This window comes from Ferdinandcohnia salidurans, from assembly GCF_042680725.1.
Classification (GTDB): Bacteria; Bacillota; Bacilli; order Bacillales; family Bacillaceae_L; genus Ferdinandcohnia; species Ferdinandcohnia salidurans.
This window is the reverse complement of sequence record NZ_JBHUEK010000025.1, coordinates 774,058-796,137: the sequence shown is the minus strand read 5'-3', so window position 1 is coordinate 796,137 and position 22,080 is coordinate 774,058. Positions and strand designations below refer to the sequence as shown.

Here is a 22,080-nt window from a genome sequence, read left to right as displayed (position 1 = left end):
AGGAGAGAAAGAAATGGACACTTCATTATTTAAAACTATGTTGGAAGAGAAGGGGATATCCCTTTCTCCAACCCAACTAAGTCAGTTTGAAACATATTACAAATTGTTAGTGGAATGGAATGAAAAAATGAACCTTACGGCGATTACAGAAAAGCCGGAGGTATATTTAAAACACTTTTTTGATTCTGTTTCGGCTGCATTCTATTTTGATTTTTCTAAAGAAGCGTCAATTTGTGATGTCGGAGCGGGTGCTGGATTTCCAAGTATCCCTCTTAAAATTTGCTTTCCTCATCTAAAAATCTCGATAGTGGATTCACTACAGAAGCGAATTACGTTTCTTGAGGAGCTTTCAAGGGCATTACAGCTCGAAAATATGACATTCTATCACGATCGTGCCGAAACCTTTGGTCAAAAGGAAGAGATTAGAGAGTCTTTTGATATTGTGATGGCAAGAGCAGTTGCTAGAATGTCTGTGTTAAGTGAATTATGCCTGCCTCTTGTGAAAGTAGATGGAGCATTTATTGCGATGAAAGCAGCTTCTGTTGCAGAGGAACTAGAGGATGGCAAGAAAGCCATCACAACATTAGGTGGTCAAGTGAGAGATGTACATCACTTTTTATTACCGATTGAAAAAAGTGACCGAAATATCGTGATTATCGATAAGAAAAAACCAACACCAAAAAAATACCCACGTAAACCGGGAACACCAAATCGTTCACCAATTAAATAATCTATTGGTGAACCTTTTTTTACATTGTACCTTTGATTCAACATGAATTAGTAGAAAGATAGTAAGATTTTTGTAAAATCCGTGTTATAATAGAAGGAATGAGAGAGAAAATAGAGAATTATTAACTTTATTCAGCAGAATTTTCTACTTATCTAAGTAGTGGGATGTATGTACGGTGTAACGATTTACGTGAGGCGTTCAATCGTTGGCTAAATAAAGTTAAGCCTCCGGCGGATGCCACGATTTTTCAATGGAAATTTTTCGAGCAGGCTCGAAAAAAATCGGGCGCAAATACGCCAAGGCGGATTTGATTAGTGGGAGTTCTAAGGGGTGGTGGAATTATGAGGCATCCATTTTCACGATTATTTAGTATCGGTGAAAAAGATGACAAACAACAAACGAATCAAGAACAGGTGGTAGAAACACAATTACAAGATTCAATAGAAGATGAAGAAGAAACTCACCTGAATGAAGAAGTTCGACAAATTCCGATAAATGAGATTGTTCCAAACCGATATCAACCAAGAACTGTTTTTGCAGAGGACAAGATTAGAGAACTAGCATTAACCATACGTACTCATGGAATTATTCAACCAATCGTTGTTCGTCAATTCGCTGATAATCAGTATGAAATTATAGCTGGTGAACGACGTTGGAGAGCTGTTCAAACCCTTGAGTGGGAGACAATTCCAGCCATTATAAAAGAATTTAATGATGCAGAAACTGCATCCGTTGCATTGATCGAGAACCTGCAACGTGAGGAACTATCAGCTATTGAAGAAGCGTATGCTTATGCTAGATTACTAGAATTACATAGTCTTACACAGGAAGCGTTAGCTCAACGATTGGGTAAAGGTCAATCAACAATCGCTAATAAGTTACGTTTATTAAAGTTGCCTGAAGAAATTCAACAAGTACTCATGCAGAAAAAGCTGACAGAGCGTCATGCGAGAGCTTTAATTCCTCTCAAGGATCCAGAAAAGCAAATTAAGCTTATGCATGACATTATTGAAAAAGAGCTGAATGTAAAGCAAACGGAGGATCGCGTAGTTAAAATCCTTGAATTAGAAAAGGAGAAAAAGCGACCAAAGCCTAAATTTAAAGCAGTAAGCCGTGATATGAGAATTGCGATGAACACGATTCGTCAATCATTAACCATGGTTGAAGAAAGTGGTGTCTCTTTAAATACCGAAGAAGAAGAATTCGACGAGTTTTATCAATTTACAATCCGAATTCCCAAAAATAAATAGACTGAGTTCCTTCCTTACCTATACAGGTGAGGAATTTTTTTTAGTTCAATAATACTATTTTCAGTGAAAACTATGAAAATACATTCTATTTGTCATAGGAAATGTTTCACGTGAAACATTTTTGACAGTCAATTTAATAAAAAAAGATAAACCAGAACATTTTTTCATGATAGAATAGAAAAAGTGATAGAATTAACTTATTCAATCGGGCTCACAAATCCCGTTTGAAAAGTTAAAGCCTCCGGCGGATGCCACAGATTTTCAAAGGTAATTTTTCGACCATAAGATCAAAGACTAAGTACGCCACTTCCTGTGGCAACGTCTTTGTGACCCACCTCGTGTGGGCCTAAAAAATCTGGGCGCAAATACGCCAAGGCGCATTTGATAAGGACCTCACTTTGTAAAAAAAATAAGTAGGATAGTAGAAAGTAGGTGACATCGTGGGGAAAATCATCTCAATTGCTAACCAAAAGGGTGGAGTAGGAAAAACGACTACTTCTGTTAACCTTAGTGCTTGCTTAGCCTATGTTGGTAAGCGGGTTTTACTTGTTGATATTGACCCTCAAGGGAATGCAACAAGCGGCTGCGGCATAGAAAAGGCGAATATAGATCAGTGCATTTATGATGTGCTTGTTGATGATGTAGAGGCGAAAAACGTAACGGTTCCAACGACAGTTGAAAATTTATATATGATTCCAGCAACGATCCAATTAGCTGGTGCTGAAATTGAGCTAGTGCCAACGATTTCTCGCGAAGTTCGTCTGAAAAGAGCTTTAGAAGAAGTACAAGATCAATACGACTATATTATTATAGACTGTCCGCCATCATTAGGGTTGTTAACATTAAATGCATTAACAGCTTCTGATACTGTAATCATTCCAGTTCAATGTGAGTATTACGCACTTGAAGGACTTAGTCAGCTATTAAATACGATCCGTTTGGTTCAGAAACACCTCAATAAAGAACTAATGATTGATGGGGTTCTTTTGACCATGCTAGATGCAAGAACAAACTTAGGTATTCAGGTCATTGAAGAAGTGAAAAAGTATTTTCAAGATAAAGTATATAAAACGATTATTCCTAGAAATATCCGTTTAAGTGAAGCTCCAAGTCATGGGGAACCAATTATCATCTATGATCCAAAATCTAGAGGTGCCGAAGTATACTTAGATCTTGCAAAGGAAGTGATTGTGAATGGCTAAAGGGTTAGGTAAAGGTATCAATGCTTTATTTTCCACATCGATGGAAGTGGGGAATGAAGAGGTTGTACAAGAAGTTAAAGTAACTGAATTACGTACGAATCCATATCAACCAAGAAAAACATTTGCGCCTGAGGCAATTACTGAATTAAAAGAGTCCATTCTTACACATGGGATTTTACAACCTATTATTGTTCGAAAAACAATTAAAGGGTTTGAAATTGTGGCAGGTGAAAGACGTTTCCGTGCTGCAAAAGAAGCAAAGTTTAGTACAGTTCCTGTTGTTATTCGTGAGTTAAATGAACAACAAATGATGGAGATTGCCTTGCTTGAAAATTTACAGCGTGAGGATTTAACACCAATTGAAGAGGCTTTCGCTTACCAATCCTTACTTGATCATTTGAAAATCACTCAAGAGCAGCTTGCGAAAAGATTAGGAAAAAGTAGACCGCATATTGCGAATCACCTTCGTCTTCTATCTCTTCCAAAACATGTCCAGGATTTAATTTCTGAAGGGAAATTGTCTATGGGACATGGACGTACATTATTAGGGTTGAAAAAGAAGGAAAAGCTAAATGCAGTTGTTGAAAAAGTAATGGCTGAGGAGCTTAATGTTCGTCAATTAGAAGCCTTGATAAGCCAAATTAATCAAAATGTTCCACGTGAAACACCCAAACCGCCAAAAAAGGAAAAAGATATCTTTATTAAAGAACAAGAATCATTTCTTCGTGAACGATTTGGTACATCTGTTTCGATTAAACAAAACAAGAAAAAAGGAAAAATTGAAATCGAATTCTTTTCCAGTGATGACCTTGAAAGAATTCTTGAACTACTAGATTCACCAAAAATCTCATAATGCTCTTGCAAACCTGCACGTCTTGTTTTATTGATTACATAACTGGACTGTGCAGCGTTTTTTATTACATAAAAAAGGGAAATAGGGGAAATGAAAATTGGTTTTATTAGGGACGATAGTAAACGGATTGTGTATAGTAGCTGGAACCTTACTAGGAAAGGTATTGCATCGGATTCCAGATAAAATAAAATCAACTGTTATGCAAGCGATTGGACTTGCTGTTTGTTTGTTGGGTATCCAAATGGGACTAAAAAGTGAACAATTTCTAATTGTAATCTTTAGTTTAGTGTTTGGCGGCATTCTTGGCGAATGGTGGGGCCTAGAAGATAAATTAAATCAATTAGGAGCTTGGATTGAAAAGAAGGTAGGTTCATCTTCGGATGAAGGGACGATCGCAAAAGGTTTTGTAACAGCAACTTTAATATTTGTAATTGGTGCAATGGCCATCATTGGCGCACTTGATAGTGGATTGCGCCATGACCATCGTGTCCTTTATACAAAGTCGATCATAGATGGATTTACTAGTTTAATATTATCAACAACTTTAGGGATTGGTGTATTATTTTCTGCAGTTCCTGTTATTCTCTATCAAGGTGCAATTGCACTATTTGCGACACAAATTGATAAATTTATTCCGACCGAAGTGATGGACGCGTTTATTGTCGAAATGACGGGTGCGGGTGGCTTGATGATTGTTGCAATTGGTACAAATCTGATAGGGATCACCAATATACGTGTTGCAAATCTGTTACCCGGTATCCTTGTTGTAGCTATCCTCGTAACAGTAGTGTATTATTGGAATTCAATTTTGTTCTTTGCACAAGGTCTTTTTTAAAACCTCTTCATAACAGAAGAGGTTTTTTTATAAGGAAAAACGATCTTTTTCAACACTCCCCAACTCCACTTTGCGCAGAAACTGAAACTCTGCCTTACAAATACCACTTGCGATGGTATTTGCGATCTTCATAACTAAACTTAATCTTGTGTTTTGAAGGACGAAAAACTCCATAAATCCACTTACATTTACAATCCCAGTAATATGCATGTCCCCAATAGGGGTTAATTCCTTATTTACACCTGCTCCTGGCTTAATTGGACCGTCTCCGATGGTTATGGCTCCCACGTTCTTCAATCTTCCTAAACAGGCGTCTATGCCAATAATAAACGGGTTTGAATACTTCATTTTGATTTCCTCAATTTTTTCTTGAAGATTAACTGCATGAATAGGTTCGTCCAATGTGCCATATACATGAAAGTGGGACAATCTTTTTTCGGTAATTTTAGTACCAATCAAAGGTCCAAGGCAGTCTCCAGTAGAACGGTCTGTACCGATGCAAAAAATAACAATTGGTTGATTAGTAGTATGCGGGAGCATAGAAGTGATTTTTAAGGCAATTTGATGGTCAGCTGAGTCTTGATCATGTGGAATTCGAAAAGGTTCACTTTTTAGATGGTCAAATAATTTATATCTAAGATTCATAGGCTTTTCACCCCTTTTTAACGGTAGTAACAGTATACGGTGAAATCTAACATTCTATACATCTGAACAAAAAAGAATCTTAGAAATAGTAATAGGTGCGTTTTAAGTAGTCAGAGCAATTATGAGGTGTGGAGGGATTATATGTTTCAGGCAGGGTTTCGGTGGATGTTTCTCATTTTAGGAACTGCAATAGGGGCAGGTTATGCATCGGGAAGGGAGATTTGGCAGTTTTATGGAGAACAAAGTGCCTTAGCTATCATTTTTTTTACGTTCATTTTTATTATTTGTTGCTATATCATTATGAAGATTAGTTATGAAAAAAAAGCCGAGCATTTTGTACCTGTATTAAAAGAATTAGTAGGAGAAAAAGTTTCACATGTGTACGATGTGATTACGATTTTATACTTATTTTCAACGACGGTTGTGATGTTAGCGGGTGGAGGAGCTACTTTAGAGTTATTTACGATTCCTTTTTGGTGGGGAATTCTAATTTTTGGATTCCTACTAGTCCTAGTCTTTTTATGGAATATTAATGGCTTGATCTCCATAAATATGGCGATAATTCCTGCCTTAATCATCTTTTTAATTACGGTTTTATTGATTTTCTTATCATCTAGTGAAAAAGAGATTTCCTTTATTTTTCAAGAACAAAGCAATTGGCCAGCCGCATTTACATTTACAGCATTAAACATCTTACCGCTTGTTGCTGTGTTAGGTGCAATTGGTAAAGAAATGAAGTCAAAAGGGGAAGCCTGGGTTGCAAGCATTGGAAGTGGTTTGTTTTTGGGGGTAATTACCTTTATTTATAATGAGGCACTTATTGAAGTGGCTCAAGAGATTATGCTTTATGAAATTCCGCTATTTGTCATCTTAAAGAACTTTCCTTATGTTGCTGTGTTTATCATGTCCATTCTATTATTTGGAGCAATATTTACTACTGCAGCGTCGGGATTACTAGGATTATCCACACGTTTTAAAGAAAATTTAAAAATGCCCTTGTGGATGATTTCCATTTTATTAATTTTGCTGATGGTGCCTTTTACGACTTTTGGTTTTTCGACGCTCGTTTCAATCTTATACCCATTATATGGTATTGCAAATTTATACTTATTGGCCGTCATTTTGTTATATCCAATTGTAAATCGCTACAATTTGAAATGATTTCCTGATACAATACAACATATAAAGATTCTTCATATAAAAGGATAAAGGGTGGGTGTCATGGTAGATAAAGACTATGGATTACATGATATTGTAGAAATGAAGAAACCTCATCCATGTGGAACAAATAAATGGAAAATTATTCGAGTAGGGATGGATATTCGAATCAAATGTGAAGGCTGCGAACATAGTGTACTCATTCCGCGAAAAGAGTTTGGTCGAAAACTAAAGAAGATTCTTGTGAAGCATGAGGATTAGGCCTCGTGCTTTATTTTTTCGAATTTACTTTTAAGGGAAATATTTTCTATAGAATGTTAGGTGCTGTGATTTATAATAGAGGATATGAGATTTTGGTAGGTTTTCTACATGTATAGGAGATGAGGAGAATGGCCACATTTAAATCCGCATGTCCTTTAAATTGTTGGGACAGTTGTGGTTTTGTTGTTGAAGTGGAAAACGGTAAAGTTGTTAAAATAGATGGAGATAAAGATCATCCAATTACGAAGGGCAAAATTTGCGGCAGAGGACGTATGCTGGAAGCACGAACAAACTCTGATGATCGTATTCTTTACCCATTGAAAAAGGTAGATGGGGAGTTTCAAAGAATTTCATGGGAACAAGCATTAACAGAAATCTCAGAGAAGCTTTTAGTAGTAAGACAAAAATATGGTTCGACCGCTGTTTTGCACAGTCATGACTATGCAAATGGTGGCCTTTTAACTAAAATACCTGATCGATTTTTTAATTGTTATGGTGGTGCTACTGACTTAATCGGTAGCATTTGCTGGGGATCAGGTATTGAAGCACAAAATTGGGATTTTGGAAATTCAGCAAGTCATGCTCCTGATGATATATACAATAGTAAAAATGTAATTATTTGGGGAAGAAATGTGGCACGCACGAATATGCATCTCTTTGGTTATTTACAGGAGGTAAAAAAGAAGGGTACGAACATAATCGTCATTGATCCCATTTACAACGGAACGGCAAAAATTGCAAACTCCTATATCCCAATTACTCCAGGAATGGATGGTTTTTTGGCGATTGGTATTATGAAGGAATTACTTCGTTTAGATTTGCAGGATAAAGGGTTTATTGAAAAGTATACGGTTGGATTTAATGATTTATTGGCTGTAATCGAATCAATCTCAATGGAAGAAATTGAAAAAATAACAAATGTTCCACGTGAAACAATTACAAATTTAGCCCACATATTTACTAATGGGCCAACGGCAACCTATATGGGGTTAGGGATGCAGCGATATGCAAATGGTGGAAATACCATTCGTCTAATTGATGCATTAGTTGCAGTCAGTGGTAATGTAGGTGTCCCAGGTGGTGGTGCTAATTTTGGGAATACGCAAGTTGGCCAAAGTTTTGATAGTGCGGCTTTAACACTTCCAGAAAGAAAGAAACAGTCGAGATCTTTCGTTATGAGTGAGCAAGCGGAAAAGATTCTGACTGCTTCAGAACCACCAATAAAAATGATTATGGTATCAAGTGGGAACCCGTTAACTCAAGTTCCAAACACAAATAGAGTGCTGGAAGCCTTTCAATCGGTAGATACATTAGTTGTATTAGAACAGTTTATGACAGACACGGCAAGATTAGCCGATTATGTACTTCCTTCAGCTACTGTGTTTGAAGAAGAGGATATTTATTATTCATCCATGTACCATCATTTTGTCAATTATGGACCTAAATTAGTTGAGGCTCGTGGAGAGGCAAAATCAGATGTTTGGATTTGGAGTGAATTAGCCAAAAGGTTAGGGTTTGGTGAAGATTTTAATTATTCAAGAGAAGAATTTATAAAAATGGGAGTAGGTTCATTAGAAGACAAGGGGATTACCTTTGAGGAGATTAAAGAAAAAAGTCACGTACCATTGCCTGTAAGACTTGTACCGTGGAATGATTTTCACTTTTCAACTCCATCTGGAAAATTTGAATTCACATCATCTTTAGGAGAGATGAAAGGGTATGATGGACGTATGAAAATATCATATCCAAAAGAATCGATATTTTCTAATCAAGGGTTAGCGGAAAAATATCCATACTCACTACTAACGATTCACCCTTTACGTTCAAACCATTCACAAAATTATCCTTTGATTGAAGGCCTTCAAACAGTAAAAGTTGAGGTTTCGAAGGATATTGCGGAACAGAAAAATCTTGAGCCGAATGATAAGGTAAGGGTATTTAATGATCGTGGAGAAATTACAGGGAAAGTGCAAATATTAAAAGAGTCATCTCCAAAGATTATTTGTATTGATGAAGGACAATGGCATATCTTTGGTGGTAGTGTCAATAATCTCACCTCACATGAAGTTTCCGATAACGGACTTGGCAGTACTTTATATGATTGCCTTGTTAGAATTGAAAAGCTTTAGAATGGTGGATTTATACAAAAGCCGTTTCTAGCCGAAACGGCTTGTATTTTTTATAAGGAAAACCTATAATTGTTGAAGGCTAGTATGTTTCGGATAAGAGGAGTGGAAAAATCAATGGCGTTAACAGCAGGTATCGTTGGTCTTCCTAACGTTGGAAAATCAACTCTTTTTAATGCAATTACACAAGCAGGTGCGGAATCAGCGAACTATCCGTTCTGTACAATTGACCCAAATGTGGGGATTGTTGAGGTTCCAGATGAGCGTTTAAATAAATTAACGGAATTAGTACAACCTAAAAAAACTGTACCAACAACCTTTGAATTTACTGATATTGCAGGGATTGTAAAAGGTGCCAGTAAAGGGGAAGGTCTTGGTAATAAATTTTTATCACATATTCGCCAGGTAGATGCGATTTGTCATGTGGTACGCTGTTTTGCAGATGATAATATCACTCACGTAGCAGGTAAGGTAGATCCAATTGCCGATATTGAAACAATCAACTTAGAGTTGATTTTAGCTGACCTTGAATCAGTTGATAAGCGAATTGACCGTGTTGCAAAGCTTGCTAAGCAAAAGGATAAGGATGCAGTTGCTGAGCATGAGGTGCTTGTACAGTTAAAAGAAGCATTTGAAAATGAGCAGCCAGCTCGTGCAGTTGAATTTACTGAAGAGCAACTGAAATATGTAAAGGGAATGCACTTACTAACAAGTAAACCAGTATTGTATGTTGCGAATGTTAGTGAAGACGAAGTAGCAGACCCTTCTTCGAATGAATATGTTCAATTAGTACGTGAGTTTGCACAAAAGGAAAATGCTGAAGTCATTGTTGTTTGTGCAAAGATTGAGTCTGAAATTGCAGAGCTTGAAGGGGAAGAAAAGGCAATGTTCCTTGAAGAGCTAGGAATAGAAGAGTCTGGTCTTGATCAATTGATTCGAGCTGCGTATCACTTATTAGGACTTGCTACGTATTTTACTGCCGGTGTACAAGAGGTAAGAGCGTGGACGTTTAGAAAAGGAATGAAGGCTCCACAGTGTGCTGGTATCATTCACTCTGATTTTGAGAGAGGATTTATCCGCGCTGAGACGGTATCGTATGAAGACCTTCTTACAGGCGGTTCTATGAATGCTGCTCGTGAGGCAGGAAAGGTTCGCCTAGAAGGTAAAGAATATGTTGTACAAGATGGGGATGTCATTCATTTCCGATTTAATGTATAAGGTGTTTAACGAGGAACTAGCCACAGGACGATGATATACACGTTTTGTGGCTGTTTTGTTAAGGTAACAGGTGATTATTAGCTCAATCGTGAGAAACTTTTATTTATTTTTTCAATTGAGCTAATAATCCGTTGTTGAAACAGTTCTTGCCTACGATTTTTTTATGTGCTATAATATTTTTCTGTGAGTAATTGAAATAATTGCTCCTTGCCCTTTTTAGGTAAAAGGGCCGTTAGTCCAAAAGGAGGTGTAACGTGATGAGAAAATACGAAGTTATGTATATCATCCGTCCAAACATTGATGATGAAGCGAAAAAGGCTTTAGTTGAGCGCTTTAATGGCATTCTAACAGACAATGGTGCGGAGATTACAAACGTAAAAGAATGGGGTAAGCGCCGTTTAGCTTATGAAATCAATGATTTCCGCGATGGTTATTACATGATTCTTAACGTAATGTCTAATGCTGAAGCTGTTAACGAATTCGATCGTTTAGCGAAAATCAGTGAAGATATTATCCGTCATATCGTTGTTAAAGTAGAAGAATAAGAATTATTTAGAGTATAGACTCTGTTTGAATATCCTGTTAGGAGATGGTTCTGATGATGAATCGCGTAGTTCTTGTAGGGAGACTTACAAAAGACCCTGAATTACGATATACCCCAAGTGGAGTTGCAGTAGCAACCTTCACGCTCGCAGTGAATCGAGCATTTACGAATCAGTCAGGTGAACGTGAAGCTGACTTCATTAATTGCGTTGTATGGCGCCGACCAGCTGAGAATGTTGCAAACTTCTTAAAGAAGGGCAGCTTAGCAGGTGTTGATGGTCGTCTTCAAACAAGAAATTATGAAGGCCAGGATGGCAAACGCGTATATGTTACTGAGGTTGTAGCAGAAAGTGTTCAATTCCTTGAACCAAGAAATGCAAATGACCAACAGCGTAGCGGTGGAGGTAACCCTGGTGGCGGCTATGGCGGTAATCAAGGCAGCTATGGTGGCAATCAAGGTGGTTTTGGCGGTAACCAGGGTGGAAACCAAGGTAACCAAGGTCAAGGCGGCTATTCTCCATTTGGACAGAGTCAGAACCCAAATCAAAACCAAGGACCTACAAGAGTAGACCAAGATCCATTTGCAAATGACGGACAACCTATCGATATTTCAGATGATGATCTTCCATTCTAACTTGTAAGTCAATCATATAATGAAAACTAAAAAGGAGGGAAAATCAATGGCAGGCGGACGTAAAGGTGGACGTGCAAAGCGTCGTAAAGTGTGTTACTTCACAGCTAATGGAATTTCACACATCGATTATAAAGAAGTAGATTTACTTAAAAAATTCGTTTCTGAGCGTGGTAAAATTTTACCTCGTCGTGTAACAGGTACTAGCGCAAAATACCAACGTAAATTAACAGTTGCTATTAAACGTGCTCGTCAAATGGCATTATTACCATATGTATCTGGTGAATAATAAAGAAAAGCGATGATCGCCTAATGCGGTCATCGCTTTTTTGATATTTTATTTAATGAACTACTAGAATCGTTTCTGTACTTCTTGTTTTAGTAAGAAGAAACGTGGTGAAGAAAGAATTAATAAGGTCATAATAATGGAACAGAAGATGAATGCACCTAAAAAAGTGATGCCGTTAGCTGTTAGAGAAAACCATACTGCTTCAAAGCCTTTTAGCTGTTCAGCGAAGAAGACAAAACCTGATACGAAATGCCAAAAGTAGCGAGCAAGGCTTCCAATGAAAATGGCACTAATGATTAAAGCTAATGACTTACCTTTGTTACCAGTTCTTAAGCTTTCCTGAACGCCATTTTTGAATAAACCGGCAAATCCAATGAAAGAAAAAGCTAAGAAATAGTCGATGGCACCTTGAACTGGATGGATAATCCAAGGATCAAAAATCACCTGTAGAAGTCCCCATAAAAATCCGGCAAGGAAACCAATTTTAAATCCCCACCTTAGTGCGACAATAAATATAGGTATCATTGCGAATGATATAGAGATGGAAGGACCAATTTTTATTGATGGTACAAACATGTCTAATGCTAGCGCTAATACGGCAAAAATCGCCGCTTCAATCATAGCCTGTAACCTAGTATTTCTCATAAAAAAAACCCCCTTGAAGTGTGTAATGAACAAAACGCACCCCAAAGGAGAACAACTTTAATAAAAGGTTAAGTTCTCATAAATCTCCACATTCCTACGCTAGCATTAACTAACAGGTTCGAAGGGTCTGAACTTTTAACGTTCACTCTCAGCAAATTGCTCCCCTTGTGGTTACGTTTATTAATTAATTACTATCATAATAGAAAATAGGGAAAAGTAAAACAAAAAGTTTCATCACAGTGAAACTTCAACGAAAGACTGACATGCCCTACTTCAAACGCCGAAGTCGCCAAATCCTATGGAAGTCCAAAAGTTGAAGACTTCCTTGTAAATCTTTAAAATAGAAAGTGGTTGTAAAACAGGCTCCTGTTTTTTGATGTGTTGCAATATAAGTTGAGGTGAAAAGGTGAAAAATACAAAATTATTAACAGAAGGTGCCATGCTTTTAGCAGTATACAGTGTACTGTTACTGGTCAGTCTATATCTCCCACTACTTGGAACGGTACTTTCATTCCTTTTGCCCATTCCATTTATTCTGTTTACAGTGAAGTATAAAGTAAAGCAGTCATTGTTGTTTATATTGATCGCCTTTTTCCTATCAGGACTATTAGGTTCTGTTATGGGGATTATACTTACGATCATGTTTGGAGTTACAGGGATTTTATTAGGTGAAATGATTAACAGGGGAAGAAGTGGAATCGAACTATTCTTAGGCGCATGTTTGTCCTATTTGTTTTCGATTGTGCTGCTGTTTGTCACGGTTAATCTCGTTCTGCAAGTTAACATCAATGAAGTACTAAAAGAAAGCACACAAGAATCTTTTGCAATGGCTGAGAGTATAATGAGGGCAACAGGGGGAGAAATGAATACAGAAGCCATTACACGGCTTGAAGAATCGGTTGAAATAATGCAATACATGATGCCAAGTATGTTTGTCTTTCTTGCGATGTTATTGGCTTTCATAACCGTTGTGGCGGTTAAACCTGTTCTAGTAAGGCTTCGGGTGAAAATGAATCCATTCCCGCCATTTCGTGAGATTAATTTTCCAAAGAGTATCTTATGGTATTACTTATTGATTTTACTTTTGAGCTTTGTTGAGATGGAAAAGGGGACATTTGGATATACCGCCTTTTTAAACTTCTTTTTTATACTGCAGTTGTTAATGGTCATTCAAGGTTTGTCATTTATTTATTATTACTGTCATCAAAAAAGAATTCCAAAGGCCGTACCGATTGTTCTAACGGTCTTAACACCATTTCTCCTTTATATTATTCGAATCTTAGGTATAATTGACTTAGGATTCCAACTGCGAAATCGAATTAGTAAAAAGAAGTAAAACAAAGCTTTAGGAGCTGAAAATTACATGCCAGACTTTTACAAAAGAAAGTTGTTTCGCTATCCCTTATATGCATTACTTGTTATCACAAGTATTTTTAGTGCAATTCTCGTTTATTTTCAGTGGGTGATTGGGTTAGCAAGTTTTCTGCTCCTTGGATTAATTACGTACTATTTGTACAAAGCAAACTCACTTCTAAAAAAAGAAATGGAGCATTATATCTCAACTCTATCCTATCGCTTAAAAAAGGTTGGCGAAGAAGCATTAATGGAAATGCCGATTGGGATCTTGCTATATAATGATGAGTTTCAAGTTGAATGGGCAAATGCCTACTTATCAAATTGCCTTGACGCTGATACGTTAGTGGGGAGATCTCTATATGATGTTGAGGAATTGATTGTTCCTTTAATTCAGCAAGAGGTCGAAAGTGAGACAATTACGTTAAATGAGCAGAAATTCAAGGTAATTATTAAGAGAGAAGAACGATTACTTTATTTCTTTGATGTCACTGAACAAATGGAAATTGTGCAATTATATGAAGCCGAGCGTACAGTGCTAGGAATTATCTTTTTAGACAACTATGATGAAGTTACTCAAGGGATGGATGACCAACGGAAGAGTTCATTAAATAGTCAGGTTACGTCAATCCTCAATGAATGGGCAAATGAACATGGTGTGTTTTTAAAGCGAACCTCATCTGAACGTTTCATTGCAGTGTTAAATGAAGAAATATTATCGAATCTTGAAAAAACAAAGTTTACGATTCTTGATGATGTTAGGGAAACGACAGCAAGGGATAGTGTAGCACTAACCTTAAGTATAGGGATTGGAATTGGAGTCCCAACCCTTCCAGAGCTAGGAGTTTCAGCACAATCGAGCTTGGACCTTGCACTGGGACGTGGTGGAGACCAAGTTGCGATTAAGCTTCCGAACGGTAAGGTTAAGTTCTATGGGGGCAAAACAAACCCAATGGAAAAACGTACTAGAGTCCGTGCACGCGTTATTTCACATGCTCTAAAGGAAATTGTCTCGGATAGCGATAAAGTCATCATCATGGGCCATAAATACCCTGATATGGATGCCGTAGGTGCTTCCATTGGGATATTAAAAGTGGCACAAATGAATCATAAAGAAGGATATATCGTATTAAATCCGAATGAAATTGATTCAGGTGTTGGGCGGTTACTTGAGGAAGTAAAGGAAAATACGGAGCTATGGTCATATTTTATTACGCCAGAGCAGGCTCTTGAAATCGCTTCAAATGACACACTGCTTGTTGTAGTAGATACCCATAAACCATCACTTGTGATTGAGGAAAAACTGGTATCAAAGATCGATAAAGTGGTTGTTATTGACCATCATCGCCGTGGAGAGGAATTTATTCAATCGCCATTACTCGTCTATATGGAACCATATGCATCATCGACAGCCGAGTTGGTGACTGAACTTCTAGAATATCAACCTAAGAAGAAAAAAATTAATATGCTAGAGGCGACAGCTTTACTAGCTGGAATCATTGTTGATACAAAGAGTTTTACGCTTCGCACGGGTTCAAGAACATTTGACGCAGCATCTTATCTTCGTGCCCAAGGAGCAGATACCATTCTTGTTCAGAAATTCCTCAAGGAAAATATGGATCATTTTAAAAAGCGATCGCGATTAATTGAGTCAGCATTTATTTATAAAAAAGGAATTGCGATTGCAAAAGGAAAACAAAATGAAACCTATGACCAAGTGATGATTGCACAAGCCGCAGATACATTACTGACTATGAATGATGTCGTCGCCTCATTCGTTATTTCCGTCCGACATGACTTAAGAGTGGGAATCAGTGCACGTTCACTGGGTGATGTTAATGTTCAACTGGTTATGGAAGGTTTAGGTGGTGGCGGTCATCTTACAAATGCGGCAACACAGATAGAAGACATAACAATAGAAGAAGCAGAAGAACGTCTACTTTTAGTAATAGATGAGTATTTAGAGGGAGGAACCAAGAAATGAAGGTAATTTTCTTAAAGGATGTAAAAGGTAAAGGGAAAAAAGGAGAAGTGAAGAACGTATCAGATGGATATGCTCACAATTTCCTATTCAAGCAAAATCTTGCAATTGAAGCAACATCAGCAAATATGAAGTCGTTAGAAGCGAAGAAAAATAAAGAATCAAAAGAAGCGGCTGAGGAACTTGCTCAGTCAAAACAGCTAAAGGAAAAGATTGAAGCATTGACTGTTGAGCTACAAGCAAAAGCGGGTGATGGTGGTCGTTTATTTGGCTCTGTAACAAGTAAGCAAATTGCAGATGAACTCGCGAAAAAACATGGCATTAAAATTGATAAGCGTAAATTTGATCTTCCTGATGGAATTAGAGCATTAGGTTTTACCAATGTTTCTGTAAAATTACATCAAGAAGTAACAGCAACTGTTAAGGTTCATGTCAAAGAACAGTAATTTCCATTGAAACTGAATAGGGAAAACAGATAGAATGAAGAATGTGGTTTTGTTTACATACAAGATCACATTTTTTATTTACATGAATGTTAATAAAGCTTTTACCATTGGAATTAAATAAAAGAGAAGTATAATAGATAGATAGACATAAAAAAGTATGTAAAGGGAGTGGAGAATAGTTGAGTGACATTTTTGCTGATCGTATTCCTCCGCAAAATATAGAGGCTGAGCAAGCTGTTTTAGGTGCTATTTTTCTAGAACCAAGCTCTTTAACTCTTGCTTCAGAAGTATTGATTCCAGAGGACTTTTATCGGACAGCTCACCAGAAGATTTTTGACGCGATGCTTAATCTATCAGATAAAGGTGAACCAGTTGACCTAGTAACGGTTACCTCCGAGTTAGCGGATGCGAAAATTTTAGATGAAATAGGTGGCGTTTCGTACTTAAGTGAATTGGCGAGTTCCGTTCCAACAGCTGGGAATATTGAATACTACGCGAAGATTATTGAAGAAAAATCAATACTACGCCGCTTGATTCGCACAGCAACAACGATTGCTACGGATGGTTATTCACGAGAAGACGAGGTCGATGCACTTTTAGGTGAGGCCGAAAAAAATATTATGGAAGTCGCGAACCGTAAAAATGCGGGTGCTTTCCAAAATATTAAGGATGTTCTCGTTCAGACCTATGATAATATTGAAACTCTTCATAATCGTGTAGGGGATATTACCGGTATTCCTACTGGGTTTACAGAGCTTGACAAGATGACAGCCGGATTCCAGCGAAATGATTTAATTATCGTAGCAGCCCGTCCATCTGTTGGTAAGACAGCATTTGCTCTTAATATTGCGCAAAACGTAGCAACTAAGACAGATGAGAATGTCGCTATCTTTAGTCTAGAGATGGGTGCTGAGCAGCTAGTAATGAGGATGCTTTGTGCAGAGGGCAACATTAATGCACAAAATCTACGTACTGGTTCCTTAACACCTGAAGATTGGAGTAAGCTAACAATGGCAATGGGTAGCTTATCCAACTCAGGAATTTATATTGATGATACCCCTGGTATTCGTGTGAATGATATTCGTTCAAAATGCCGTAGACTTAAGCAGGAAAGTGGATTAGGAATGATCCTCATCGATTACCTTCAGTTGATACAAGGTAATGGAAGAAGCGGCGAAAACCGCCAACAAGAGGTATCAGAAATCTCGCGTTCTTTAAAAGCATTAGCACGTGAATTAAAGGTTCCTGTTATTGCCTTATCACAGTTATCCCGTGGGGTAGAGCAAAGACAGGACAAGCGTCCAATGATGTCTGATATTCGTGAATCAGGGAGTATCGAGCAGGATGCTGATATTGTTGCGTTCTTATACCGTGATGATTACTATGATAAAGAGTCAGAGAATAAGAATATTATTGAGATCATTATTGCTAAACAACGTAACGGCCCGGTTGGAACAGTTTCGTTGGCATTTGTTAAAGAATATAATAAATTCGTCAATCTGGAACGAAGGTTTGATGATGCTAATATGCCACCAGGTGCGTAAGAAGAATGTTAAAGCGTACCTGAATACAGGAAAAAGACGTATCAAAGTGTGATGATACGTCTTTTTTTGTTTTTCTTACATATTATTGGAGATTAAGTCAAATAATAAAGACGAATGTTTAATTTTTATCACAATATAATGTTCGTATTTGGTTGTAATAGAGAAAGAAAACTGTTAAAATATTGACTGGAAATGAACAATATCTTTATATTAACCCTGGGGGTGCATAGTAATGTCAGCAGTCGTAGTTGTAGGAACACAATGGGGAGATGAAGGAAAGGGGAAAATTACTGACTTTCTTTCAGAAAAGGCTGAAGTAGTAGCTAGATATCAGGGTGGAAACAATGCGGGACATACAATCGTATTTAATGGAGAAACGTACAAACTTCATTTGATTCCATCAGGCATTTTTTATCCAGAGAAAATCTGTGTCATCGGCAATGGTATGGTAGTTGACCCAAAGGCATTAGTCAAAGAACTTGCCTATTTGCATGACAAGGGTGTTCATACAGATAATCTACGTATAAGCAATCGTGCCCATGTGATTCTTCCTTATCATATTAAGTTGGATGAATTAGAAGAAGAATACAAAGGGATAAACAAAATAGGGACTACAAAAAAAGGAATTGGACCTGCCTATATGGATAAGGCTTCTAGAGTGGGAATTCGGATTGCAGACTTACTTGACCGAGAAGTGTTTGAGGAAAAACTTTCACATAACCTTACTGAGAAGAATCGTCTATTCGAAAAGGTTTATGAAACAAAAGGTTTTTCGCTAGAGGATATCGTAGATGAGTATTATGAATATGGACAGCAAATCGTTAAATATGTTTGTGATACATCTGTTGTGTTGAATGATGCTCTAGATGATGGACGTCGTGTTCTATTTGAAGGTGCCCAAGGTGTTATGTTAGATATTGATCAGGGAACGTATCCATTTGTTACATCCTCAAATCCAGTAGCGGGTGGGGTTACAATTGGTTCTGGAGTTGGCCCTACTAAAATAAGTCGTGTAGTAGGGGTTTCAAAAGCCTATACAACACGTGTAGGAGACGGACCTTTCCCAACGGAGCTAAACGATGAGATTGGTCATCAAATCCGCGAGGTTGGTCGTGAGTATGGAACGACTACTGGACGTCCACGAAGAGTTGGCTGGTTTGATAGTGTAGTCGTACGTCATGCAAGACGGGTAAGTGGAGTTACTGATTTATCTCTTAATTCCATTGATGTTTTAACAGGAATTGAAACATTAAAAATTTGCGTGGCCTATCGATACAAAGGGGAGCTAATTGAGGAATACCCGGCTAGTTTAAAAATTCTCGCAGAATGTGAGCCAGTCTATGAAGAGTTTCCAGGCTGGACTGAGGATATTACGGAAATGAAAAAGTTAGATGAATTACCAGAGAATGCTCGAAACTATGTTGAGCGTATATCTCAGTTAACTGGTATCCCATTATCTGTATTCTCAGTTGGACCGGACCGAACACAAACAAACGTAGTGCGAAATATATATAGCTAATATCATGAAAAACATAGTTGGAAACAGCTATGTTTTTTTATTTTAAAATTTGCCAAAAACCAACCTACTTCCACTGAAAGCCTAAGTAAATTCGAATATCTTTTTCATGACTATATCACCATGCAATATTTTGCTATGGTGTCTTTCGTCGTGCAAAAACGACATAAATCTTTAAAAAATTTACGGATTAATGAGAGGAAAGGCTCATTTCAATGTCAAAATCCTACATATTTTGTGTAAAAAATTGTCAGTAATACTACAATTATATTACATATTGGAAACTATTATACTTTTTTTCAAATTCTATGGTAAATTAATAAAGTGTAAATTAGGGAGAATTGTCGAACGATATAATACGTCTTGGCGTATTTTGTAAGACAACGCTTTTCAACTCACAAGGTGAGATGAACGAAATTTTCGGACAAGCAACCTTTGTTCAGGGAGGAAAGACCGTGTCAAACCAAAATAATACAAATAAAACACCAAGAAAATATATGACTTTGTTTAAACGAGTTGCGATAACATCAGTTGCACTTTCAACATTAGTTTTTGGATCAGTATCAGCTGATACGAAAATCCAAACAGTGTATCATGTATACATAGATGGCAATAGAGTTGGAACAGTTGATTCCAAGAATGTAGTAGAAGAGGTAGTCGAACAAAAGGTAGATTCCTTACAAGATCAATATAAAGAGCTTTCTTTAGTTGCTGATAATGTTTCAATTATTGAAGAACAGGCTTTTCATCCTACTTTCAATAATGAAAACACAGTAAAGGTGCTAGAATCTGAGATTGAAATTGCAGCACAAGCTAAGGCAATTATGATCGATGGAGAACCAGTTGCCTATCTAAAAGATGAAGAAGAAGCGAATGAGGCTCTTAAACAATTAAAATTACAATATGTAAAAGAAGAGCAATTGAAAGAACTTGAAGCGAGAGAAAACGCAGAACAACCTTTGCCTGCATTAGCTGAAGGACAATCTCGTTTATTAGACGTTTCATTTGAGGAAAAGGTTTCAATTTCCGCTGAAAAAGTTTCACCGGAGCAAATCCATAATCCGACTGATACCGTTACATTGCTTCAAAAAGGTACATTAGAAGAGAAAAAGTACCAAGTTAAAGAAGGAGATGTACTAGGTTCTATCGCGGTAGACCATGATTTAGCGACAGCTGAATTATTAGCGTTAAACCCGGAAATTACAGCGGATACACTCATAAAAATTGGACAAGAATTAAATGTAACAGCGTATAAGCCATTTTTAACAGTTGTAGTAAAGATGGAGCAAAATAAAAAAGAAACGATTAATTTTGAAACAAAAGTTAATGAAAACTCAGAGATGTATAAAGGGGACAGAAAAGTCACTCAAGAAGGTCAAGAGGGTGAAAAGACTGTTCACTATGAATATAAAATGGTTAATGGCGTGAATGCTGAAACAAAGAAACTTAATGAAACAATCGTCAAAGAGCCTGTTGCAGAAATCATTGAAAAAGGAACGAAGGTTGTTCCATCCAGAGGATCAGGTCAGCTAGCATGGCCAGCAGTTGGTGGTTATATCTCCAGTCATGTAGGATATAGATGGGGACAACTCCATAAAGGTATTGATATTGCAAGACCAAGTAATTATACGATAAAAGCAGCAGACAATGGGACAGTTGTAGAGGCTGGATATTCTGGCGGCTTTGGTAATAAAATTGTGATTAACCATAACAATGGTATGAAAACCATTTATGCTCATATGTCATCCCTTAATGTTCGTGTTGGACAAACCGTAACGAAGGGCCAACAAATTGGTGTAATGGGTTCAACTGGTAACTCAACAGGAACTCACCTACATTTCGAATTATATATTAATGGAGCATTGAAAAACCCATTAGATTACTTATAATAATTGCCAATATACGCCTTCAGCATGATGCTGAAGGCTTTTTTCATAAGTATAAAGAACGATAAAATAGAAGTAGAGATTGGACGGACGACCTATATCACTGGTTTTTTTTACACTTCTGATGATATACCTCCCTTTTTCTGCTAAAGTTAGAGGTAAAGGAACAAAATAAAAGGAACAATACGAACTATATAATATGAAAACTGTATTAGGTGGTAAAGGTTTTTATTTCATTGTGAAGGAGAAAAAGTGAATGGAAAAAGTAATTCTTGTAGTTGATGATGAGAAACCAATTGCGGATATATTACAATTTAATCTTGAAAAGGAGGGGTATAAAGTCATTTGCGCCTATGATGGTAATGAGGCTTTAGAAAAAGTAGAGGAAGTAAATCCTGACCTCATTCTTCTTGATATCATGCTTCCACATAAAGATGGCATGGAGGTTTGTCGAGAGGTACGAAAAAAGTATGATATGCCAATCGTTATGCTAACAGCAAAAGACTCTGAAATTGATAAAGTATTAGGGCTTGAGCTAGGAGCTGACGACTATGTTACTAAGCCTTTTAGTACGAGAGAACTCCTTGCAAGGGTAAAGGCAAACCTCCGAAGACACCAGCAAATTTCTGAGGCGGTTAGCCAGGAAACAACAAGTGAGATTGCAGTGGGTTCACTTGTGATTCATCCAGATGCCTATGTGGTGAGTAAACGTGGAGAGACAATCGAATTAACACATCGTGAATTTGAACTGTTGCACTATTTAGCCAAGCACTTAGGTCAAGTAATGACACGAGAACATTTATTACAAACGGTATGGGGATATGATTATTTTGGAGATGTACGTACAGTTGATGTAACCGTACGCCGCTTACGTGAAAAAATTGAAGATAGTCCGAGTCATCCAACCTGGATTGTCACAAGACGTGGAGTGGGCTACTATTTACGAAACCCTGATCAGGAGTAAATTC

The 22,080-nt window shown here is 37.3% G+C and carries 21 protein-coding genes and 1 riboswitch; of the genes, 19 read left to right on the top strand and 2 right to left on the bottom strand.

Going from position 1 to position 22,080, the window contains the following annotated elements; translation table 11 throughout:
* Positions 1 to 13: 13 nt before the first annotated feature.
* From rsmG to ACFSFW_RS18110, 5 genes are all read left to right on the top strand, one after another.
* The gene (gene rsmG, locus ACFSFW_RS18130; RefSeq protein ID WP_388040305.1) at positions 14 to 730 is read left to right on the top strand and encodes a 16S rRNA (guanine(527)-N(7))-methyltransferase RsmG; all 717 of its coding nucleotides are present in this window, start codon (positions 14 to 16) and stop codon (positions 728 to 730) included.
* 341 nt (positions 731 to 1,071) lie between these two features.
* The gene (gene noc, locus ACFSFW_RS18125) at positions 1,072 to 1,980 is read left to right on the top strand and encodes a nucleoid occlusion protein (RefSeq protein WP_304213393.1); all 909 of its coding nucleotides are present in this window, start codon (positions 1,072 to 1,074) and stop codon (positions 1,978 to 1,980) included.
* Between the two features lie 440 nt (positions 1,981 to 2,420).
* Positions 2,421 to 3,182: a ParA family protein gene (locus tag ACFSFW_RS18120; RefSeq protein WP_099360704.1), complete on the top strand. Its 762-nt coding sequence runs from the start codon at positions 2,421 to 2,423 to the stop codon at positions 3,180 to 3,182.
* Complete coding sequence (locus tag ACFSFW_RS18115; RefSeq protein ID WP_388040303.1) at positions 3,175 to 4,035, top strand: ParB/RepB/Spo0J family partition protein; 861 nt, start codon at positions 3,175 to 3,177, stop codon at positions 4,033 to 4,035. Before ACFSFW_RS18120 ends, ACFSFW_RS18115 begins: the two co-directional genes overlap by 8 nt.
* Before the next feature lie 97 nt (positions 4,036 to 4,132).
* Positions 4,133 to 4,870 carry a DUF554 domain-containing protein gene (locus tag ACFSFW_RS18110; protein ID WP_099360706.1) on the top strand — a complete coding sequence of 246 codons (738 nt, stop codon included), beginning with the start codon at positions 4,133 to 4,135 and terminating at the stop codon, positions 4,868 to 4,870.
* Positions 4,871 to 4,897: 27 nt separating this feature from the next.
* Here ACFSFW_RS18110 and yyaC read toward each other — a convergent pair whose 3' ends face one another.
* Positions 4,898 to 5,515: a spore protease YyaC gene (gene yyaC / locus ACFSFW_RS18105; RefSeq protein WP_304213403.1), complete on the bottom strand. Its 618-nt coding sequence runs from the start codon at positions 5,513 to 5,515 to the stop codon at positions 4,898 to 4,900.
* A gap of 141 nt (positions 5,516 to 5,656) precedes the next feature.
* Here yyaC and ACFSFW_RS18100 point away from each other — a divergent pair, with 141 nt between their 5' ends.
* From ACFSFW_RS18100 to rpsR, 7 genes are all read left to right on the top strand, one after another.
* A complete protein-coding gene (locus ACFSFW_RS18100; protein WP_388040300.1) occupies positions 5,657 to 6,676 on the top strand; it encodes a YkvI family membrane protein in 1,020 nt (339 codons plus the stop codon).
* A gap of 60 nt (positions 6,677 to 6,736) precedes the next feature.
* Positions 6,737 to 6,934, top strand: coding sequence for a DUF951 domain-containing protein (locus ACFSFW_RS18095; protein ID WP_304213409.1), 198 nt, complete (start codon positions 6,737 to 6,739; stop codon positions 6,932 to 6,934).
* Between the two features lie 128 nt (positions 6,935 to 7,062).
* Entirely contained in the window at positions 7,063 to 9,063 is a 2,001-nt protein-coding gene (locus tag ACFSFW_RS18090) for a molybdopterin-dependent oxidoreductase (RefSeq protein WP_388040298.1), read from the top strand.
* A 114-nt stretch (positions 9,064 to 9,177) separates the two neighbouring features.
* Entirely contained in the window at positions 9,178 to 10,278 is a 1,101-nt protein-coding gene (gene ychF, locus ACFSFW_RS18085; RefSeq protein ID WP_388040297.1) for a redox-regulated ATPase YchF, read from the top strand.
* A gap of 257 nt (positions 10,279 to 10,535) precedes the next feature.
* Positions 10,536 to 10,823 carry a 30S ribosomal protein S6 gene (gene rpsF, locus ACFSFW_RS18080; protein ID WP_304213418.1) on the top strand — a complete coding sequence of 96 codons (288 nt, stop codon included), beginning with the start codon at positions 10,536 to 10,538 and terminating at the stop codon, positions 10,821 to 10,823.
* A gap of 53 nt (positions 10,824 to 10,876) precedes the next feature.
* Entirely contained in the window at positions 10,877 to 11,455 is a 579-nt protein-coding gene (gene ssb, locus ACFSFW_RS18075; protein WP_099360713.1) for a single-stranded DNA-binding protein, read from the top strand.
* 46 nt (positions 11,456 to 11,501) lie between these two features.
* The gene (rpsR, locus tag ACFSFW_RS18070; protein ID WP_388040295.1) at positions 11,502 to 11,741 is read left to right on the top strand and encodes a 30S ribosomal protein S18; all 240 of its coding nucleotides are present in this window, start codon (positions 11,502 to 11,504) and stop codon (positions 11,739 to 11,741) included.
* Positions 11,742 to 11,804: 63 nt separating this feature from the next.
* Here the strand turns inward: rpsR and thiT are convergent, their stop codons facing one another.
* Entirely contained in the window at positions 11,805 to 12,386 is a 582-nt protein-coding gene (gene thiT / locus ACFSFW_RS18065; RefSeq protein WP_388040293.1) for an energy-coupled thiamine transporter ThiT, read from the bottom strand.
* A 74-nt stretch (positions 12,387 to 12,460) separates the two neighbouring features.
* A riboswitch (TPP riboswitch) is annotated at positions 12,461 to 12,562 on the bottom strand.
* Positions 12,563 to 12,792: 230 nt separating this feature from the next.
* On the opposite strand from thiT, the gene ACFSFW_RS18060 reads away from it, so the two are divergent.
* The 7 genes from ACFSFW_RS18060 (at position 12,793) to yycF (ending at position 22,076) form a co-directional block, all read left to right on the top strand.
* Complete coding sequence (locus ACFSFW_RS18060) at positions 12,793 to 13,722, top strand: YybS family protein (protein ID WP_304213431.1); 930 nt, start codon at positions 12,793 to 12,795, stop codon at positions 13,720 to 13,722.
* A 27-nt stretch (positions 13,723 to 13,749) separates the two neighbouring features.
* Complete coding sequence (locus ACFSFW_RS18055; RefSeq protein WP_304213434.1) at positions 13,750 to 15,723, top strand: DHH family phosphoesterase; 1,974 nt, start codon at positions 13,750 to 13,752, stop codon at positions 15,721 to 15,723.
* The gene (rplI, locus tag ACFSFW_RS18050; RefSeq protein WP_388040291.1) at positions 15,720 to 16,166 is read left to right on the top strand and encodes a 50S ribosomal protein L9; all 447 of its coding nucleotides are present in this window, start codon (positions 15,720 to 15,722) and stop codon (positions 16,164 to 16,166) included. The genes ACFSFW_RS18055 and rplI overlap by 4 nt, the downstream gene beginning before the upstream one ends.
* 179 nt (positions 16,167 to 16,345) lie before the next feature.
* A complete protein-coding gene (gene dnaB / locus ACFSFW_RS18045; RefSeq protein WP_099351390.1) occupies positions 16,346 to 17,710 on the top strand; it encodes a replicative DNA helicase in 1,365 nt (454 codons plus the stop codon).
* 232 nt (positions 17,711 to 17,942) lie between these two features.
* Positions 17,943 to 19,229, top strand: a complete 1,287-nt coding sequence (locus ACFSFW_RS18040) for an adenylosuccinate synthase (RefSeq protein ID WP_388040289.1) — start codon at positions 17,943 to 17,945, stop codon at positions 19,227 to 19,229.
* Between the two features lie 452 nt (positions 19,230 to 19,681).
* Positions 19,682 to 21,115 carry a peptidoglycan DD-metalloendopeptidase family protein gene (locus ACFSFW_RS18035; protein WP_388040287.1) on the top strand — a complete coding sequence of 478 codons (1,434 nt, stop codon included), beginning with the start codon at positions 19,682 to 19,684 and terminating at the stop codon, positions 21,113 to 21,115.
* 253 nt (positions 21,116 to 21,368) lie between these two features.
* The gene (gene yycF, locus ACFSFW_RS18030; protein ID WP_099360721.1) at positions 21,369 to 22,076 is read left to right on the top strand and encodes a response regulator YycF; all 708 of its coding nucleotides are present in this window, start codon (positions 21,369 to 21,371) and stop codon (positions 22,074 to 22,076) included.
* Positions 22,077 to 22,080: the final 4 nt, after the last annotated feature.

Coding starts and splice junctions, on each gene's coding strand:
- ACFSFW_RS18040 (WP_388040289.1), top strand. CDS start 17,943: ATGTCAGCAGTCGTAGTTGTAGGAACACAATGGGGAGATGAAGGAAAG.
- rplI (WP_388040291.1), top strand. CDS start 15,720: ATGAAGGTAATTTTCTTAAAGGATGTAAAAGGTAAAGGGAAAAAAGGA.
- rsmG (WP_388040305.1), top strand. CDS start 14: ATGGACACTTCATTATTTAAAACTATGTTGGAAGAGAAGGGGATATCC.
- yyaC (WP_304213403.1), bottom strand. CDS start 5,515: ATGAATCTTAGATATAAATTATTTGACCATCTAAAAAGTGAACCTTTT.
- ychF (WP_388040297.1), top strand. CDS start 9,178: ATGGCGTTAACAGCAGGTATCGTTGGTCTTCCTAACGTTGGAAAATCA.
- rpsF (WP_304213418.1), top strand. CDS start 10,536: ATGAGAAAATACGAAGTTATGTATATCATCCGTCCAAACATTGATGAT.
- ACFSFW_RS18095 (WP_304213409.1), top strand. CDS start 6,737: ATGGTAGATAAAGACTATGGATTACATGATATTGTAGAAATGAAGAAA.
- ACFSFW_RS18115 (WP_388040303.1), top strand. CDS start 3,175: ATGGCTAAAGGGTTAGGTAAAGGTATCAATGCTTTATTTTCCACATCG.
- ssb (WP_099360713.1), top strand. CDS start 10,877: ATGATGAATCGCGTAGTTCTTGTAGGGAGACTTACAAAAGACCCTGAA.
- yycF (WP_099360721.1), top strand. CDS start 21,369: ATGGAAAAAGTAATTCTTGTAGTTGATGATGAGAAACCAATTGCGGAT.
- rpsR (WP_388040295.1), top strand. CDS start 11,502: ATGGCAGGCGGACGTAAAGGTGGACGTGCAAAGCGTCGTAAAGTGTGT.
- ACFSFW_RS18090 (WP_388040298.1), top strand. CDS start 7,063: ATGGCCACATTTAAATCCGCATGTCCTTTAAATTGTTGGGACAGTTGT.
- noc (WP_304213393.1), top strand. CDS start 1,072: ATGAGGCATCCATTTTCACGATTATTTAGTATCGGTGAAAAAGATGAC.
- ACFSFW_RS18100 (WP_388040300.1), top strand. CDS start 5,657: ATGTTTCAGGCAGGGTTTCGGTGGATGTTTCTCATTTTAGGAACTGCA.
- ACFSFW_RS18055 (WP_304213434.1), top strand. CDS start 13,750: ATGCCAGACTTTTACAAAAGAAAGTTGTTTCGCTATCCCTTATATGCA.
- thiT (WP_388040293.1), bottom strand. CDS start 12,386: ATGAGAAATACTAGGTTACAGGCTATGATTGAAGCGGCGATTTTTGCC.